This window comes from Desulfotomaculum copahuensis, assembly GCF_001655685.1.
Lineage (GTDB): Bacteria > Bacillota > Desulfotomaculia > Desulfotomaculales > Desulfovirgulaceae > Desulfotomaculum_G > Desulfotomaculum_G copahuensis.
Map to the genome: position 1 here is coordinate 1 of NZ_LYVF01000166.1, position 17,483 is coordinate 17,483.

Here is a 17,483-nt window from a genome sequence, read left to right on the forward strand (position 1 = left end):
GGGGCGCCTTCTACCCACTCAACATGGTCAGTGTAGCTCAGTCGAAGAACAGGCATTGTAAGGTCAAAAGTATATTCAAATTCACAAAGCCATGAGCTATGACCGGATGAATGTAGAAGAACAAAAAATTGGTGAAATACGTCAAAAAGACAGGTGAGCCGGACGGTAAAACGCAGCGAAAATTTACCGACCCGGAATCTAGGATAATGATGAATTCCGATAAGGCATTTATCCAGACCTCAAGGTCACGTCAAAGTTCCTTTTCAATACTATATGCAGTAGTCAACAAGCGGTAGGTATCCTATATATTGCGGCCTAAGAGCGACTTTGACGTTACCGTGATCCAGACCTATAATTGCCACGCTGTAGTTGATGCCAAAAACCAGATTGTTATACCAATTAATAGAATACTAATAGGAGGAAATAAGTTTTGCTAGAATATTTACAATGTAAAAAAATAAATGAAATAATGAATAAATTTCTCATATGTACAATCTCGGCACAGCTAGTTTTTATTGGTTTATCTTCATTTGATTTTTTCAATCGCTTATCTTGGGCTGTAATACTAATATCTTTTGCTTATTTAATAATTGTTCCAGGTTTATTGTTAATTAGGTTAATAGGCATTAAGGACTTAAATATAAACGAAATTGTTCTTCATTCTGTCGGCCTTAGTCTTGCGTTCTTAATGTTTATTGGATTTGGAATAAATATAATTTACCCAATATTTGGGTTATTGCGACCGATATCATTTTATCCATTACTTATAACGATATCTACTATAATAATAGGGCTATGGATTGCTTGTTTAATAAAAGAGTATCGATTAGGCAATATAGAAAGTTATCATATTCAAAATATCAAAATGTTTGAAACGCGTAGGAGTGATCCACTATATTCAAGGATATTATTTATTATTTTTCCACTGTTATCGATATTGGGTGCGCTTTTGGAAAGGTTCTATAAGTTAAATGGAGTGCTTGAATGTTTTTTGATTTTTGTTTCTTTGAGTTTTATCTTTATAATATTAAAATCTAAGGATTTTAATGATAACTTTGGTGTTTTAATTTTTTCAATCTCTTTATCATTATTGTTTTTTTACACTTTACCATCTTCATATTTAACTGGATATGATATTAATGTTGAATATTATTTTTCGAATTTAGTTAGGATTAGTAACTCTTGGAACATTAATACTGCAAATAATGTTAATGCCATGCTAAGCATAGTAATTCTCCCCAATATCTTTTCAGTGTTATGCAAAGTTCCCTTAACCATAGTATATAAGATTTTTTATCCTATTCTTGCTTCATTTATACCAATGGGGCTATATGAAGTATATCGAAGGCAATTAGGCAACATTTTTGCATTCAATTCTTCGCTTTTCGTTATCACTATTTTTCCTTTTTACAACATTTTGCCAACGCTCGCGCGGCAAGAAATTGCTGAAATTTTCGTTGTTCTATTATTAATATTAATCAGTAAAAAACCAGAGGGAATTGCTGGTAAAATGTTGTTCATTATTTTTGGCATGTCACTTGTGGTATCTCACTATGGAACCGCTTATCTTTATTTATTTATATTATTATTTTCATATGCCTTAACAGAAATTATAAGAAGAATTAAAATCAAGGGATATCTTCTTAATTCTTATGATGAAAATAAGTATTATTTAAATATTACTTATGCTTTATTATTTTTAGTATTTATTTTTGTATGGTACATAAACATAACTAGTTCATCCTCATTTGTAACTATTATAGAATTGTTTCGGCAAATATTGAGCAGCATTGGTGAATTGTTTAATCCTATGTATGTACAAGGTTTGCAGAGCGTAGTTGCAACTGTGTCGCCTTTACGTCAGATTACTAGGTATTTAAACATTATTGCTCAACTATTAATTGTTATAGGATTCCTTGCTGCTCATATTAAATACAATAGTAAAAAATTCTCAGCAGATTATCTTTCTTTTTCTGCTGGCAACATGATTATTTTAATGCTTTCAATGATCCTGCCTTTTTTTGCGGCAGCTTTAAATATTACGAGAATTTATCAAATTACAACCCTTGTACTTGCACCATTTATGATATTGGGTGGGATTTATATCGCTGGATTAATAGGACGTCAGGTCGCATGTGATAATGGTAAGTTAAGTCGATTAGTAGCAGTATCTATGTCGTGTTTTATGGCTGTTTTCTTATTATTTAATAGCGGATTGCTCTATCAGGTATTTAATGATGAACCAAACGTGGTTGCATTGAATAATAATATAGACGGTCCACGATTTTATAAGTCTGAAGTTTATGGGGCAACATGGTTGACGGATTATTCGGACCCAAGTGCTCTCGTATACGCGGATGAATATGGCAGATTACTGCTGTATGGTCTTATGCTTCCAAGAGTTAAGACTATTATGAATGATCAAACGCTGCAGGAGGGATCATCTTATGTCTTCTTGAGAGAAATTAATGTGCGGGAAAGAAAGTTACTAGCAGGACAGCAAATGGCAGATCCTTACATTAGTTTTGATAAATCCTTATTAATGAAAAAATTAGCGAAAAATGATAATAGAGTTTTTGATGGTAATATTGAAATATATTACAATCAATAGTCAGGAGGTTTAGCTACTTGAGTCATAAAGTTAGCGTAATTATTCTAAACTGGAACGGGTGTGAGGATACCATAGAATGCTTGACTTCGCTTCAGAAATGCGATCTTAGAAATATCCAGGTTATTCTAATAGACAATGGATCTGAAGATTCCTCAGTGGAAAAGGTTTTGGCTTGGGCTAATAAAAGTCATGTTTCTACATTAGATATCGACCATAAATATGCAGTAAATCAAGAGACTGACTTTAGATGTTTTCATAACAGCAAATTAATTATTATAAAGAGCAAAAAGAATCTTGGGTTTGCTGAGGGGAATAATGTTGGTATAAGATTTGCTTTAAAGGTATCAAAGCCAGATTATTTATTATTGCTAAATAACGATACGGTAGTAGATGCTAACTTTTTAAAACGGCTAATTAATGCTTTTACTGTTTTTCCAAATGCTGGTTTTGCAGGACCTAAAGTATATTATTATGACTATTTTGGTCAAAAGAACGTAATTGATTCTGCAGGAGGAAAAATTGATTTCTGGACTGGAAGAGCTTTTAATTTGATGTCTAGGACAATTGATCAGCGTGACGATGAGCAATATAAAATTGTAGATTTCATTCAAGGATCTTGCATATTATTACAAGTGAAAGTAATTCAAGAAATAGGTCTACTTGATCAGCAATATTTCGCTTATTGGGAGGAGTGTGATTGGTGCATAAGGGCTAAGCGAAAGGGATATATATCTGTGTATGTTCCTACTTCAATGATATGGCATAAGATAGCTGCTTCAAATAAGGGGTCGAAAAATATTTATTGGCTAATTAGAAACAGATTTATTTTTATGAAAAAGAATGCTAATACATTTCAGTTGGTAACATTTTATATTTTTTTCTGGTTGGTTCATTTTTGGATTCAAGCGCTAGGATTTCTGGTGAAAAAGGAAACCGATAAATTAAGTTCATATTTTAAGGGTTTGATTGAAGGACAGAAAATTTTTTTCTTTCGTTTATGAATAATAAATAGCGACAAAATATCATCTACATATCTAACATACAACTAACATGAAAAGATCAACATTGACACCCCTATACAGGGAAAACAAAAAAATAAACAGGGACCAGCCATCATGCAACTCTGCATTCATCATCAAGATCTTTTTTAATGTACCGCAACGGCATATTCTCCTCCCTTGAAATCTGGCGTTAATCATGGAAGACAAAGCTGCCCTGGGGATCGAAGTAAGACTGATAGAAGAAGACGAAATCAAGCGTACCGGTATAAAAGACCCCCCGACAATTCCAATATATTATATCAGATGTGGTGATTGCTAATGAATATACTAATAATAAGCCATGATATTCCATCGCCAACTTTTTCAGATACTCTTCCGGTATATCATTTTATAAAACATCTTTTCATAGAACATCAGTGTAATATTAAAGTATTGTCTTTTGCTTCTTCGAAAGTCAGTGTAAATGATATTGATAATTTAAATAAGTATTGTTCGATCGAAAAACCAATACCTTATAAAGACAGATCTTTCTTTTCAAACATATTATTTACAATTAAGAACAATCTTCTCAATTTAATAAGTAACCTTAAAATGGGAATATTATTTAATATATTGGATTGCTATTACTCTTTGGAAATGAAACACAGGATTTATGATATCCTTCAAATGAATGAGTTTGATCTTATCTTTTCAACTAGACAAATGGCGAGCTATATATCGGATGTTCCCATTCCAAAGGTCGTGCAACCATTTGACGCTGTTCATGAATGGCATGCGCAACTATGTCGTAGTGCAAAGGGTATTTCGAAGTGCATTCATTATATTCTTTATGTATTTACGAAAAGCTATGAGAGGAAATTATTGAATAGATTTGATGCTTGTCTTATGGTAACGGAAAATGACAAAATGTTGCTTAAAAAAATTAATGCTGATATTAATTGTTATGTAATTCCTAATGGAGTAAATATATCATATTTTATGCCTATAGAAGCAGATGAAAAAATCTTTCCATCGATTGCATATGTTTCTGATATGAGTGGGCGTCATGCAATCGAAAACATTCGCAATTTTTATGCGCATATATTTCCACTAATTAAGAGCGCAATTCCTGACATAAAGTTATATTTGATAGGACGAAACCCTGCAATGGAAATTTTAAAATTATCGTCTGATAACTCTGTCGTAGTAACAGGGTACGTTGACGATATTAGGCTTTATTTATCAAGAATGACTGTCTTCATTGCTCCAATGATTATCGGGACTGGTATCAAGAATAAAGTGCTTGAGGCAATGGCGATGGCCAAGCCAATTGTAACTACTTCAATCGGTGTACAGGGAATAGATGTTATTACAGGAAGGGATTTAATTGTGGCAAATACTATTAATGAATTTGCTGATAGCGTAATTATGTTATTAAATGATGAAGAACAAAGAAAATCGTTGGGTCTAAATGCAAGAAAATTAATTGAAGAAAAGTATTCATGGAATGCTATAACAAATGAATTATATAGTTTGTTTAACGATATTATAAATAAACTTCCAAAATGAACAATTTGCATAATATTCTGTTGGCAGATTTAACTCCTGGAAATCGGTATCCTCGGTTCTATGCTTTATTGGTTTTGAAGCTATATTCAGTATGCTTTTTTGGTGATGGAATAAAAGGTTTTTAATCCTCTTGGTTGTGGTCTTGATGAATGGAAAACGTTAGCAGGGAAGTCCCAGGGGAAATTGACTGCTTTGTTTATGGCCTACCAAATGGCTCTCTATTATGACCGTTTCGGATCTAAAGTGATAGGCATGGAGTGAATGCAATGGCCTGGATTCACCACAAACTAATTTACCGGCTGATCAGCCCACAGCATATAGAGGGACCGCGCACGGGCAACCTGCAGACCGCCCGGGGCTATGTGCACGGCAAGGTCATGTGGGACTGTCTCACATCCTGCCTAACCCGACAGGGTGGCCGGGGTGTCGGCGGCGCGGCATATGTGCAATAGGCGAAAAAGTGAAGGACAAGTTCCGTTTAGGTTACCTGCCCGGCGCTGGAAATTGCCGGTACGGATATAAAAACCAACATGAACGGGACCGTGGTAAACTGCCTGAAATGCCGGCCGGCAACAGTGGCCGGTGAAATAAAAACCGGGAGTAAATGTTTCCAGCTGTTTTATCCCTGGGACGCCTGTTTCGACTACTTTTTTATGGGTTCCCAAAGCAGCACCGCCCTGAACCAGTCCGGCAACGTCGCCGAGCCGGGCACGCTGCACGAAACCGAATTCATCCGCCCGTTCACCCGTGCGGCGGCCGGGGATGAACCGGTGCAGGTCTACCTGGCCGGAGACATCTGGGTGGATGATGACGGCCTGCCGGGCTGGCGCGATGTCCTCCAGAGCATTCAATTGGGCGGCGAGCGGGGATATGGCTGGGGCCGGATGGATTTGGCCGTTGCCCTGGTGGAAGAAAAATTGTTAAAGGAGCACACCCCGAATGAATTACCCGGGTCAGAAAAAGATGACAACGGCCCGGAAATTGTTCTAACTCGCGATGAGCGCATTCCGGCGCATGTCCGGGCGTCTGTCGGCATGGAGAAACTGCTGCAGGGCCACCTGGAGCCATTAACCGGCTGGGAGCGGAACAACTCCGGGCGCGGCAATGCCTGGCGGGTCAGCGAGCCGGTAATCACCTTCGCCCCGGGGGCGGTGGTGAAGGGGGAGAGGGTTGTTTTGGGCATAGATCGAGAATATGGGGTGTGGTTCGTGGAACATGGTGAATAATCAGCTTTGCTTGGATTGATTACCATTGGCTACATGCATGGCAGCGGTTTTTTCGTGCCAATGCGGCGTTCAAATCTCTCAGGATGTGTAATCGCGGATAAAATTGGGCCGGCTGTTTAATCGTTTTTAATAATTGAAGGGATTATATCGAATGTCTATTCACACTAATCAGTTGTTGCGCAACAGCCTGTTTAACTTCATCGGCCAGGCGGTGCCGATATTGGCCGGCATTTTTTGCATGCCGGGGATCGTGCACCTGTTGGGGCCGGATCGCTTTGGTGTTCTTTCCCTGGCCTGGATGTTGATTAATTATTTTACTCTTTTCGATTTCGGTTTGGGCCGGGCTGTCACCAAGTTTATTGCTGACTGCCTGGAACGTAAGGAAAGGTTCCGGCTGAGCAGTATCATTTGGACCGCCCTTAGCGGGCAATTGCTGCTTAGTCTGGTTGCGGCATTAATTCTCTTTGAGCTGGTGCCTGTTTTGGTGCTGCGGGTTTTTCAAATTCCGCCGCTCTTGCATGCCGAGGCGCGGCATACTTTTATTGCCCTGGCCTGCAGTCTGCCGCCGGTGCTTTTGAGCAACGGCCTGCGTTCCATTCTGGGCGGAGGGCAGCGTTTTGATCTGATTAATTTGGTCGCCCTGCCGGTATCCACCCTTTATTTTGTCATCCCCCTGGTTGCGTTAAGCGCCGGTTTGACTTTGCCAGTTGTGGTGGCTTTGTTGGGGGCGACCGGGGCGGCTTCAGCTTTGGTATATTTATTTTTTTGCCTGAAGATTTTTCCGGAAACCAGGCGGCCGGTAATCAGCCGCCAGACGTTAAAATATTTACTTTCTTTCGGAGGTTGGGTTACAGTTTCCAATATTATTAGTCCGGTGCTGGTTTACCTGGACCGGTTTTTGATTGGCGCGCTGCTTTCCGTGGCGGCCGTGGCTTACTACACCGCTCCTTATGAGGTGGTGACTAGGCTTTGGATCTTTCCGGTCAGCCTGGTCAACTGCCTTTTTCCCGCCTTCAGCGCCATGAGCGCGGGGGAATCGAGGAGTGTTATGAGCGACATGTACGGCCGCAGCATGAAATTTTTGCTCTTGATTGTCGGGCCGGTGGTTTTTGTCACCATGCTGTTTGCCCGCGATATCCTGCTGCTCTGGCTGGGTGCTGATTATGCGGCCAGGAGTACGCTTGTTTTTCAAATTCTGGCGGTCGGTGTGCTGATCAATTCCCTGGCTCAAATTCCCTTTGCTTTGGTCCAGGGAGCCGGACGGCCGGACGTTTCCGCCAAGTTTCATTTAATCGAACTGCCGCTTTATGTCGGACTGCTCTGGTTTGTCCTGCACCGATCCGGCATTGAAGGCGCCGCGGTGGCTTGGACTATGCGGGTGACCTTGGACGCCGTATTATTGATGATTGCTTCCGGCCGGTTGTTTGCCTGCCGGGTGGATGGGCGGGTATTTTTCAAGTTGGGCGGCGCCGTGCTTTTATTGATCGCTTTGGCTTTTTACGCTGGTGGAGCGGGAGTTTTTATCTGGCAATTGACGGCAGTGGTTGGGGGATTGGCGGCTTTCCTGGCTGCCGGCTGGATGCTGGCTTTGGATGAGGGGGAGCGCGCCTGGTTAAGTTCAATTTTTCGAAGCAAAAGGACTTTGGAGGGCTTGAATGAGCATCAATAATGAAGGAATAGATTCGGAGGCAAAGGTTATAGTCAATGGAAAGTGTGAAAAAATGAAATGCAAAATTTGTGATAATTTCGTCGAGAAAAGTTCACTTTTTAATGTTCAAGAAATGATGTTTGGTTATAAAGATACCTTTTCATATTTTCAGTGTCCTAAATGTGGTTGTTTACAAATAGCCGAAGTACCGTTCGACATGTCAAAATACTATCCACCTGATTATTATAGCTATAATGATATAAGCTTTGGTATGCTTGCCAATAAAGCCAGGAGATTAAGGAATTATTATGCTGTTTTTAATAAGGGGTTTTTAGGTAAATTGATTTATGCAAAATATCCATATACAAACATGCGAAGTTTATATGAACTTGATTTAAACATAAAATCATTCATAATGGACGTGGGTTGTGGAAATGGTTTATTACTGAAAGATCTTAAGGATATTGGTTTTTTGAACTTATTAGGGATAGATCCTTATATTAAAAAGGATATTAAGTATGACAATGATGTGAGTGTTCTTAAAAGAGATATTTATGATATTGAAAACGTTGCTGGCAAGTTTGATCTAATAATGTTTCATCATTCATTTGAACACATTGTCGATCCTATTATGACACTGCAAACGGTTTCAGGAATGTTAAAAGGGGGTGGGGTTTGTTTAATTAGAATTCCCACAGTTTCTTCTTATGCATGGGAGCATTACGGTGTAAATTGGGTTCAGCTTGATGCTCCAAGGCATTTTTATCTTCATTCAATCGATAGCATTAAATGGCTTGCCGAAATATCAGGCTTCATTTTGACTAAAGTCACATATGATTCAACAGCTTTTCAGTTTTGGGGAAGTGAGCAATATTTAAATGATATCCCATTGATTTCTAATAGATCATATTGTGTTAACCCATCAAATTCACTATTTACAATGGCTGATATTAGGAAATTTATTAAAAAAGCGAATATATTAAATTCAGAAATGAGAGGGGATCAAGCGGCTTTCTATTTAAGAAAAAAATGAATCATTTGCTGGAAAGGAAAAAGGTTGTTTTTTAATGTTATATTTCCTCTTTGTTTTAGTAAACAATAAATTGCTTAAATGGAGCTGTGTTAATGAGTATAAAAAATTTGGTTATTATTGTAGTTGATGCTTTGCGACGGGACCGACTGGGTTGTTATGGATACCACAAAAAAACATCTCCATACATTGATGCACTGGCCGGGGCTGGAACTTTATTTGAGCAGGCATATACCTGTTCCAATTGTACTGATCCTTCTTTTACGACGATGTTTTCCGGTCGCTACCCGGTTAGTAACGGAATTAGAAACCACGGCAACAGGATTACCGGTGAGGAGTTGCGCGGTTTTTACCGCAAAAATAATTTATGGCTGCCTGAAATTTTAAAGGCAAACGGCTATAAAACGATTGGTATAGACTGGTTGGGTCGATGGCACAGAATGGGGTTTGACCATTACTGGAAAGGAAGCTGTAAGAAAGATCAGCCAACGCGGTTGCTTGCTAATTTTATCGAAGCGCTGCCCCACAAGTACGTTGATATAGCTAAAAGGTTATGTGAGCAGTTTGGACTTCTTAAATACATACAAACTGCGGCCAGCGTTACAAAAGAAGCGGTTGAGGCTATAAATGGGACCAATGAGCCGTTTTTTCTGTTTGTTCATTATTGGGACACCCATACCCCTTATTACGCGCCGGGTGGTATATTGAGGAAATTGTTCTTGTGCAACAGAACAGAATGCTTGGAAGAAATGTTTGAAAGCATCAAAAATGAAAAATGGAAGTCCTATTTGGTTAATTGTTTTCCGGGTGCAAAAAATGTGGTGGATATTCAAGCCATTTATGACGAAGCTGTAAAATATGTCGACGGAGCCGTTGGCAGGTTGCTTGATTGCCTGCGGGCCGCCGGCAAGCTGGATAATACTTTAGTTATTGTTACAGCCGATCACGGTGAAAGCCTGGGCGAGCACGGCATATATTTTGATCACCACGGTTTATACGATTCTACGATTCGTGTCCCGCTGATCATGTCCGGCGGTGGTTTTAATAAAAGCGCCAGGATTTCTGGTTTCGTTCAGCATATTGATTTGGCGCCAACCGTCATGCAAATGCTTGGGGTGTCTTGTGACAAGACGCATTTTGACGGTGTATCATTCTTACCTCTTCTGAATGGCCGTGCGAACGGCACGCGCTCCTTCGTCGTGGCGGAGGAGATGTACACCGAAGAAAAATACGCTATCAGGACCGGAGAATGGAAATATATATATTCGCCATCCGAAGACAGGGCCACGTGCAGGTATTGCGGCTTTATTCACGGTGGAGTTGAAGAGTTGTACAACCTGGCGGACGACCCGGCTGAAGAATGTAATGTAATGGATCGTCACCACCAGATTGCCAGGGAACTAAAAGCCGAATTGCTGTCATTTTATAATAATCTAATCAAAAGAGGGAAAGTACGGGAAAGAGGAATGATCAGTGGGAAAGTGCGCCGGTTGAAGGCGGCAGGTTTAATTTAAGGCCTTTCGACATTTCTGTGCAGCCGGCCGGTTAATAAATTGATAATATCCCTTTCTTCATAATCAATCGATTTAGTTATTTTCATGATCATTATTTGCAACAATGGCGATATAAAGATTAAAATAACCGGGAATGCGATGCTAATTAAGTTTATCCGGCGGGCGAACAAGCCGGCCGCCGATAGTACTATGAGGGAAAGAACGGCCGACTTCACCAGGGTCTTTGTGAATGGATTTATTTTGATCAGTGCGTACAATTGCCAGGAGCGCAGCACATTGGTGACGGCCAGCGCGGACGCTGATGCCGTGGCCGCCCCGGTCAGGCCCCAGCGGGGGATCAGGGCCAGGTTGAGGAGCAGGTTGAGCACGGCGGCGATGGCGTCGTCCATGAAGCTGAGCCTGGGTCGGCCCAGGGCCACCAGGGCGGCGCCGTTCGGACCGAGCAGGGTGTGGACGAGCATGCCCAGGGCCAGGATCCGCAGGGCCGGGGCGGCCGGCAGGTAGGCCGGTCCGAAGAGTGTGTTGATCAGCGCTTCGGCGAAGATGAGCATGACCAGCAGGAAGGGGATGGTAGCGGAAAAAATCCACTTGGTGAGCAGGGCGTAGGTGCGTCTCAGTTCATCCGTGGCCGAATGGGAATAGAGCTGTGCGGCTACGGGCATGTAGATGAAGACGGCGGCGCCCAGAAAAAACTGGAGCAGGCTGGCCGGCGGCTGGGCGGCGCCGTACAGGCCGACGGTGGCGGCGTTTTTATAATAGCCGAGCAGCAGTGTGTCCATCCAGTTAATGATCAGAAAAGAAAGGCCGGTGCCGAAAAGGGGCAGGGAAAAGCCGAGCGCTTCCCCGGCCGCCAACCGGTACTGCCGCGGGATGGGGCCGGCTGTCTGCTCCGGCGGCCGGCGGGCGAAAAAAAGCGCGGCTCCAGCCGCAGTGACAATCAAAGAAAGCGGATAGGCGTAAAGGTAGGCGTTGAATCCGAGTCCGAGCAGCGCCGGGAAGGCGAGTGCCAGCAGGTACAGGATGTTGCGCAGGCCGTCCTGGAAGATGGCCTTGACGTCGGCCCGGCCGAAGCCGCGGTAGACGGCGGGAATGATGCCCAGCCAGTTCAGTGCGGGCAGGGAGAGGCATAAAATGCGCAGCGGCGCGGCCAGCTGCGGGTCGTGGAAAAGATGGCGGGCTATAAAGCCGGCCGCGGCTATCCCGGCGGCCGCTGCTGCAATGCCGGCGGCTAAGGAAAATAAGACGGCGAAGCCCGTAAGGGATCCGACCCGGGATTCGTCCCGGTTCCGGTAATAGGCGATCAGCCGCGGCACGCCTTCGGGCAGGCCGGCCAGGGCCAGTGTGGACAAGATGCTGGTTGCGGCCAGCGCCAGCGAGTACAGGCCGTAGTCGCTGGTGCTGATATGGCGCACCAGCAGCATTCTGGCGGCGAAGGCGAACAGCGCGCCGCATGCACCGCCGCAGAGCACTAAAAAGGTACCTTTGGTTGTTTTGGTCAGTGCTTCCTGGATGATGTCCGGCAATTATTTTTCCAGCCTTTTGCATTTTTTATCTATATTTCGCTGGGATGGGGTAAATTCCTTTGTAATAACCGGCACGGGAGGAGATAAATTTGACTGATCATGAGTGGGCAAGTGTGAAGATACCGGCTGAGCTTTTCCGTGAGATCGAGAAAAGAATCAAGGAAACCGGTTTTGCGTCAGTGGACGAATATGTTGCCTTTGTTTTGCGGGAAGTGGTGTTTGACGATGCGGAGCAGGAGCTTGCCGGGGACGACGAGGAAGTGGTAAAAGAAAGATTGCGTTCCCTCGGTTATCTTGATTAATACCAATATGATGTGAAGTGAGGGGGCTGGAACATTTTGCCGGACAAAGTGCTGGTCGTCGGCCTGGATTCCGCGCCGCCGCGCCTGGTTTTCCGGGATTTCAAAGCAGAACTGCCGAACATAAGCCGTTTGATGGATGAGGGGATTTGGGGGGAGTTGACCAGTACCCATCCGCCGATCACCATCCCGGCCTGGCAGGTGATGTTCACCGGACGCGATCCGGGAGAATTGGGGTTGTACGGCTTCCGCCACCGGAAGGGCTTTTCCTACCACGACGGCTGGATTGCCAGCGCCAATTCCATAAAGGCGCCCGCCGTCTGGGACGTGGCCGGGCGGGCCGGCCGCCGGGTGTGCCTGGTGGGTGTGCCGCCGTCCTATCCGGTGCGGCCGGTGAACGGAAGGCTGGTTTCCTGTTTCATCACGCCCGGCGTGGACCGGCCGTACACCTATCCCCGGGCGCTGGCCGGGGAAATTGAAGCGCTGGTGGGCGAGTATATGTTTGACGTGCCATTCCGGACGGAGGACAGGGATGCCCTGCTGGAGAACCTTTATACCATGACGGAGCGGCGGTTCAAGGTAATGAGGCATCTGCTGTCCGGCGGCGCTTGGGAATTGGCCGCGTTTGTGGAAATCGGCACCGACCGCATTCAGCACGCCTTCTGGAAGTATATGGACCGCGGGCATCACGGTTACCGGCCGGGCAGCAAATATGAAAACGCGATCCGGGATTATTACCGTTACGTTGACGGGCAGATCGGCGGCCTGCTCGAGGCCGCCGGCCGGGATACCGTGGTGCTGGTGGTTTCCGACCACGGCGCGAAAGGGATGCGCGGCGCTTTTTGCATTAACGAATGGTTGATTAAAGAAGGTTACCTGGTGTTGAAGGAAGAACCGATCGGGGTATCCAATCTGGACAGGCTGGCGGTGGATTGGTCGCGTACCCGGGCCTGGGGCTGGGGCGGCTATTACGCGCGCATTTTCTTTAATTTGCGCGGCCGGGAAGCGCAGGGTGTTATTGAGCCGGATGATTTCGAGCGGGAAAGGGAGGTTTTGACGCAAAAGTTGCTGTCTGTCCGTGATCCGGCCGGTCGGCCAATGGAGACCAAAGTATACCGCCCGGAGGAACTGTACCGGGAAACCAACGGGGACCCGCCGGATTTGATGGTTTATTTTGATGATTTATATTGGCGTTCGGCGGGCACTGTCGGCCACGGCGGGCTGTACCTGGCCGGTAACGATACCGGCCCGGACGACGCCGTGCATGATTACAAGGGTATTTTCATCTTGTGGGATCCGCGGCACAAGCAGGGCCGGCGGGTGGTGGGAGCGGAAATCAGGGACGTTGCCCCGACGGTCCTGGAACTGCTGGGACTGCCGGAGCCGGCCGGGATGGGCGGGCGGGTGATTTTGCCTGGTTTTGTCGATGGCGGCAACGGTCTGCGATTTGAGGATTGCTGCGCCTCGGATGCGGACGGCCGGGTGGCTTTGCCGGACTGCGCGGAAGGCGGAAAAGGCCGGGGTGATGCAGGCGCTTATTATGGGGATGCGACCGGTTATGATGACGCGGAGAGTAGCACCGGTGCGGCCGGTGTAAGTTGCGGCCCCGCCGCGGGCGGCACGGAGCGGGAAGACGATGGGTGCAGGCAGGCGGATGATGGTTTTTCTGCGGCGTGCTGCTCCGGTACAGTAAAGGAGACCGGTGATTTAGCGCCCTGCGCCGGTGGCGGAAGTTTTGCCGCCGTTGCCCATCGGCAAGGCCTTTGCGGGGAAAGCCGGTCTGGCGATTGGGGGGACAATCCATCCGGCGGTGTTTGTTCCCCCGGCGTCAGCGTTGACAATCCTTCCGGCGTTGTTTGTCCGACGGATGTTTCTGCCCCGGTGCTCTGGTTCACCGGCCTGTCCGGCGCTGGCAAAAGCACGCTGGCACAGATGCTGGCGGATACCCTGCGCGCGCAGGGGCGCCGGGTGGAAATCCTGGATGGCGACGAAGTGCGGGCGGCCCTCAGCCCGGAACTGGGTTATTCCAAGAATGAGCGGGAGGAGCATAACCGGCGGCTGATCTACCTGGCCGGGCTGCTTTCCCGGCACGGCGTGACGGTGCTCGTGCCGGTGATTTCCCCCTACCGGCATATCCGTGAACTGGCCCGCGACCGGCTGCCGCGTTTCGTTGAGGTGTGGGTGAAATGCTCGTTGAACGAATGTATTCGCCGCGACCCCAAGGGACTGTACAAAAAGGCGCTGCGCGGGGAGATAACCGATCTCACCGGCCTGCAGGACCCCTACGAGGAGCCCGGATGCCCGGAGGTGCTGGTCGATACGGAGCGGATGGATGTTGAGGAGTGCATTGAGCGGATTATGAGAGTGATTTAATGGGTTTATTATTTTTAATTGAAGACGATTGATATGTAAGATTAAGCGTTGTCATTTGCCTATTTTGCTTAAGAAACTTGGGCAAATAAAAATAATTGAAAAGCTGGTGACCATCATTGATTCACGGCATTTACGTCAAACACCTCGTCCGCCACTGCGACGACCGGGGGTTTTTCATGGAAATTCTGCGGGATGACGACAATCTTTTGTCCCGCTTCGGCCAGGCTTCCATGTCCAAGACCTACCCCGGTGTGATCAAGGCCTTTCACTACCACGAAAAGCAGGACGACCTGTGGTTTTTCCCAGTGGGCAGCGCCCAGGTGGTGCTGTATGATCTGCGGGAGGATTCGCCCACCAAAGGGGAAACCAATGTCTTTTACATGGGTGAGGACAACCCTATCCTGTTGGTGATCCCTAAAGGAGTGGCTCACGGTTACCGGGTGCTGGGCAGTGAACCGGCGGTGATCGTCTATTTTACCACGCTGTCCTACGACCGGCAGCAGCCGGACGAAAAGCGCATCCCCTGGGACGACCCGGCCATCGGCTTTGACTGGCGGACGCAGAACCGGTAGGGCAAATAGCATATTTAACAAAGATGATTTTTCAATTGATGAAATATGGTATAATTTGCTGTAATTTAAAACCATGAAGATAGATTTCCATGATGGTCTGCTATTTACTTCGCTAGATGTCTTATGCCGGGGCAAAAAGAAAACGGTAAAAAATATTAGTAGATCAGGAAGGCAACATTAATGGTTTGTTGGGTTTGGATCTATTGATAAAAGCAGGTGTGGTAATTGATTTGAAAAACTTGTTTTGCGAAGAGCTTTAAGATCAGAAGTTATCATTGGCGGCTTTAAAGGGGAGGGAACACATTGAAACTTTTACTTACCGGCGGAGCCGGGTTTATCGGCTCCAATTTCGTGCATTATCTGTTAAAAGCGCATCCGGACTGGGAGATTTTCAACCTGGATAAGCTCACCTACGCCGGCAATCTGGAGAATCTAAAGGATGTGGCCGGCCATCCCCGTTACCACTTCATCCACGGTGACATTGCCGGTGCCGTCCTGGTGGAGCGGCTGTTTTCCGATTACCGCTTCGACCTGGTGGCCAATTTGGCTGCCGAATCGCATGTGGACCGCAGCATTATGGACGCCGCGCCTTTTATTGATGCCAACATCAAAGGCACCCAGGTGTTCTTGGATGCCGCCCGGCGGCACGGGGTGCGGAAGTTTTTGCAGGTGTCCACTGATGAGGTTTACGGGTCGCTGGGGTTTAGTGACCCGCCCTTTATGGAGGAAACGCCGCTGGACCCCAGCAGTCCCTATTCGGCCAGCAAGGCGTCGGCGGATCTGCTGGCCCGGGCCTACCACCGCACCCACGGCCTGCCGGTGGTGATCAGCCGCTGTTCCAACAACTATGGTCCCTACCAGTTTCCCGAGAAATTCATTCCCACCATCATCACCAATGTCCTGGCGGATAAACCGGTGCCCATTTACGGTGACGGCCTTAATGTACGGGACTGGATCTATGTGGAGGACCACTGCCGCGCCCTGGACCTAATCCTGACCGGCGGCCGGCCGGGGGAAGTGTACAACATCGGCGCCCGGCAGGAGAGATCCAACCTGGACCTGGCCCGTTCCATCCTGCGCATCCTGGACAAACCGGAAGACCTGCTCACCTTTGTCAAGGACCGCCCCGGCCACGACCGGCGCTACGCCATCGAGCCGGCCAAAATAGAAAAGGAGCTGGGCTGGCGCCCGGCCGCATCATTTGACGAGTGCCTGGAGCGCACTGTGCGCTGGTACGTGGACAACCGGCCGTGGTGGGAGAGGGTGAAAAGCGGGGAATACCGGGAGTTTGCAAAGAAGTGGTACGGGGAGGAAAAGTTTTAAAGTATGAGCGGTTTCAAAAGAACGCAGTGGTCACTAAAGATTGCGCACCCAATGGCCTTTACGGTGGAAATCCGGCGCGGCTGATCCGTAAACTTGCATAGCTGTAACCAAAAGGAGCGATCACTTTTGAAAGCCTTAATCCTGGCCGGCGGGCGGGGTACGCGCCTGCGGCCGTTGACTTATACCACCGCCAAGCAGCTGATCCCGGTGGCCAACAAGCCGATCATCTACTTCGTCATGGAGCAGATCAGCGCCGCCGGCATCAAGGACATAGGCGTGATCATCTCCCCGGAAACGGGCGACAGTGTGCGCCAGGCGCTGGGGGACGGTTCCCGCTGGGGGGCGGCGATTACTTACATACCACAAGATAAACCGGCCGGTCTGGCCCACGCCGTGAAGACCGCCCGGGGATTCTTGGGCGATTCGCCTTTTCTTATGTTTCTGGGGGACAACCTGGTGCAGGGCGGGGTGGACGAACTGGTGAAAAGCTTTGCCGCCGGCGGCAGCGAGGCAATCATTCAGTTGAAAAAAGTAAAGGACCCCCGTCAGTTCGGTGTGGCCGTGCTCGGGCCGGACCGGCAGGTGCTGCGTTTGGTGGAAAAGCCCAAGGAGCCGCCCAGCGACCTGGCGCTGGTGGGCATTTATTTATTCGGCCCGGCGGTACACGCGGCCATCGACCGCATCAAGCCTTCCTGGCGGGGTGAACTGGAGATTACCGACGCCATCCAGGAGATGCTCACCTCCGGCTGCCGGGTGCAGGCGCGGGTGCTGGACGGCTGGTGGCTGGACACCGGCAAAAAGGACGACATCCTGGC

The 17,483-nt window shown here is 47.0% G+C and carries 14 protein-coding genes; 13 read left to right on the plus strand and 1 reads right to left on the minus strand.

The features are described 5' to 3' along the window. Positions 1-430: 430 nt before the first annotated feature. From A6M21_RS11445 to A6M21_RS11480, 8 genes are all read left to right on the plus strand, one after another. The gene (locus tag A6M21_RS11445; protein WP_066668914.1) at positions 431-2,611 is read left to right on the plus strand and encodes a DUF2206 domain-containing protein; all 2,181 of its coding nucleotides are present in this window, start codon (positions 431-433) and stop codon (positions 2,609-2,611) included. Between the two features lie 17 nt (positions 2,612-2,628). After that, positions 2,629-3,612 (plus strand): glycosyltransferase family 2 protein, encoded by a 984-nt coding sequence (locus A6M21_RS11450; RefSeq protein ID WP_161486053.1) that lies wholly within the window; start codon positions 2,629-2,631, stop codon positions 3,610-3,612. Positions 3,613-3,930: 318 nt separating this feature from the next. After that, on the plus strand, positions 3,931-5,160 hold the full coding sequence (locus tag A6M21_RS17970; protein WP_078060600.1) for a glycosyltransferase family 4 protein: 1,230 nt from the start codon (positions 3,931-3,933) through the stop codon (positions 5,158-5,160). A 266-nt stretch (positions 5,161-5,426) separates the two neighbouring features. Then, a complete protein-coding gene (locus A6M21_RS11460) occupies positions 5,427-5,612 on the plus strand; it encodes a hypothetical protein (protein ID WP_066668921.1) in 186 nt (61 codons plus the stop codon). Positions 5,613-5,690: 78 nt separating this feature from the next. Further along, a complete protein-coding gene (locus A6M21_RS11465; RefSeq protein WP_066668922.1) occupies positions 5,691-6,386 on the plus strand; it encodes a hypothetical protein in 696 nt (231 codons plus the stop codon). Positions 6,387-6,537: 151 nt separating this feature from the next. Next, complete coding sequence (locus A6M21_RS11470) at positions 6,538-8,055, plus strand: flippase (RefSeq protein ID WP_078060601.1); 1,518 nt, start codon at positions 6,538-6,540, stop codon at positions 8,053-8,055. Further along, the gene (locus A6M21_RS11475) at positions 8,042-9,067 is read left to right on the plus strand and encodes a class I SAM-dependent methyltransferase (protein WP_201721882.1); all 1,026 of its coding nucleotides are present in this window, start codon (positions 8,042-8,044) and stop codon (positions 9,065-9,067) included. Before A6M21_RS11470 ends, A6M21_RS11475 begins: the two co-directional genes overlap by 14 nt. A 92-nt stretch (positions 9,068-9,159) precedes the next feature. Further along, the gene (locus A6M21_RS11480; protein WP_078060602.1) at positions 9,160-10,578 is read left to right on the plus strand and encodes a sulfatase family protein; all 1,419 of its coding nucleotides are present in this window, start codon (positions 9,160-9,162) and stop codon (positions 10,576-10,578) included. On the opposite strand, the gene A6M21_RS11485 is transcribed toward A6M21_RS11480, so the two are convergent. Further along, entirely contained in the window at positions 10,575-12,101 is a 1,527-nt protein-coding gene (locus A6M21_RS11485; RefSeq protein ID WP_066668926.1) for an oligosaccharide flippase family protein, read from the minus strand. The genes A6M21_RS11480 and A6M21_RS11485 overlap by 4 nt on opposite strands. Positions 12,102-12,190: 89 nt before the next feature. Here A6M21_RS11485 and A6M21_RS11490 point away from each other — a divergent pair, with 89 nt between their 5' ends. The 5 genes from A6M21_RS11490 to A6M21_RS11510 form a co-directional block, all read left to right on the plus strand. Beyond that, complete coding sequence (locus A6M21_RS11490; RefSeq protein ID WP_066668932.1) at positions 12,191-12,403, plus strand: ribbon-helix-helix domain-containing protein; 213 nt, start codon at positions 12,191-12,193, stop codon at positions 12,401-12,403. Between the two features lie 36 nt (positions 12,404-12,439). Then, on the plus strand, positions 12,440-14,773 hold the full coding sequence (gene cysC / locus A6M21_RS18945) for an adenylyl-sulfate kinase (RefSeq protein WP_066668933.1): 2,334 nt from the start codon (positions 12,440-12,442) through the stop codon (positions 14,771-14,773). A gap of 116 nt (positions 14,774-14,889) precedes the next feature. After that, positions 14,890-15,345: a dTDP-4-dehydrorhamnose 3,5-epimerase family protein gene (locus A6M21_RS11500; protein WP_066668934.1), complete on the plus strand. Its 456-nt coding sequence runs from the start codon at positions 14,890-14,892 to the stop codon at positions 15,343-15,345. Between the two features lie 303 nt (positions 15,346-15,648). Further along, complete coding sequence (gene rfbB / locus A6M21_RS11505) at positions 15,649-16,668, plus strand: dTDP-glucose 4,6-dehydratase (RefSeq protein WP_066668939.1); 1,020 nt, start codon at positions 15,649-15,651, stop codon at positions 16,666-16,668. 126 nt (positions 16,669-16,794) lie between these two features. Further along, a partial coding sequence (locus tag A6M21_RS11510; RefSeq protein WP_066668940.1) for a glucose-1-phosphate thymidylyltransferase occupies positions 16,795-17,483 on the plus strand: 689 nt, incomplete at its 3' end.

What these genes read in the sequence shown, in the direction of transcription:
- A6M21_RS11470 (WP_078060601.1), top strand. Translation starts at nt 6,538, where the DNA reads ATGTCTATTCACACTAATCAGTTGTTGCGCAACAGCCTGTTTAACTTC.
- A6M21_RS11480 (WP_078060602.1), top strand. Translation starts at nt 9,160, where the DNA reads ATGAGTATAAAAAATTTGGTTATTATTGTAGTTGATGCTTTGCGACGG.
- A6M21_RS11460 (WP_066668921.1), top strand. Translation starts at nt 5,427, where the DNA reads ATGGCCTGGATTCACCACAAACTAATTTACCGGCTGATCAGCCCACAG.
- A6M21_RS11465 (WP_066668922.1), top strand. Translation starts at nt 5,691, where the DNA reads ATGAACGGGACCGTGGTAAACTGCCTGAAATGCCGGCCGGCAACAGTG.
- A6M21_RS11475 (WP_201721882.1), top strand. Translation starts at nt 8,042, where the DNA reads ATGAGCATCAATAATGAAGGAATAGATTCGGAGGCAAAGGTTATAGTC.
- A6M21_RS17970 (WP_078060600.1), top strand. Translation starts at nt 3,931, where the DNA reads ATGAATATACTAATAATAAGCCATGATATTCCATCGCCAACTTTTTCA.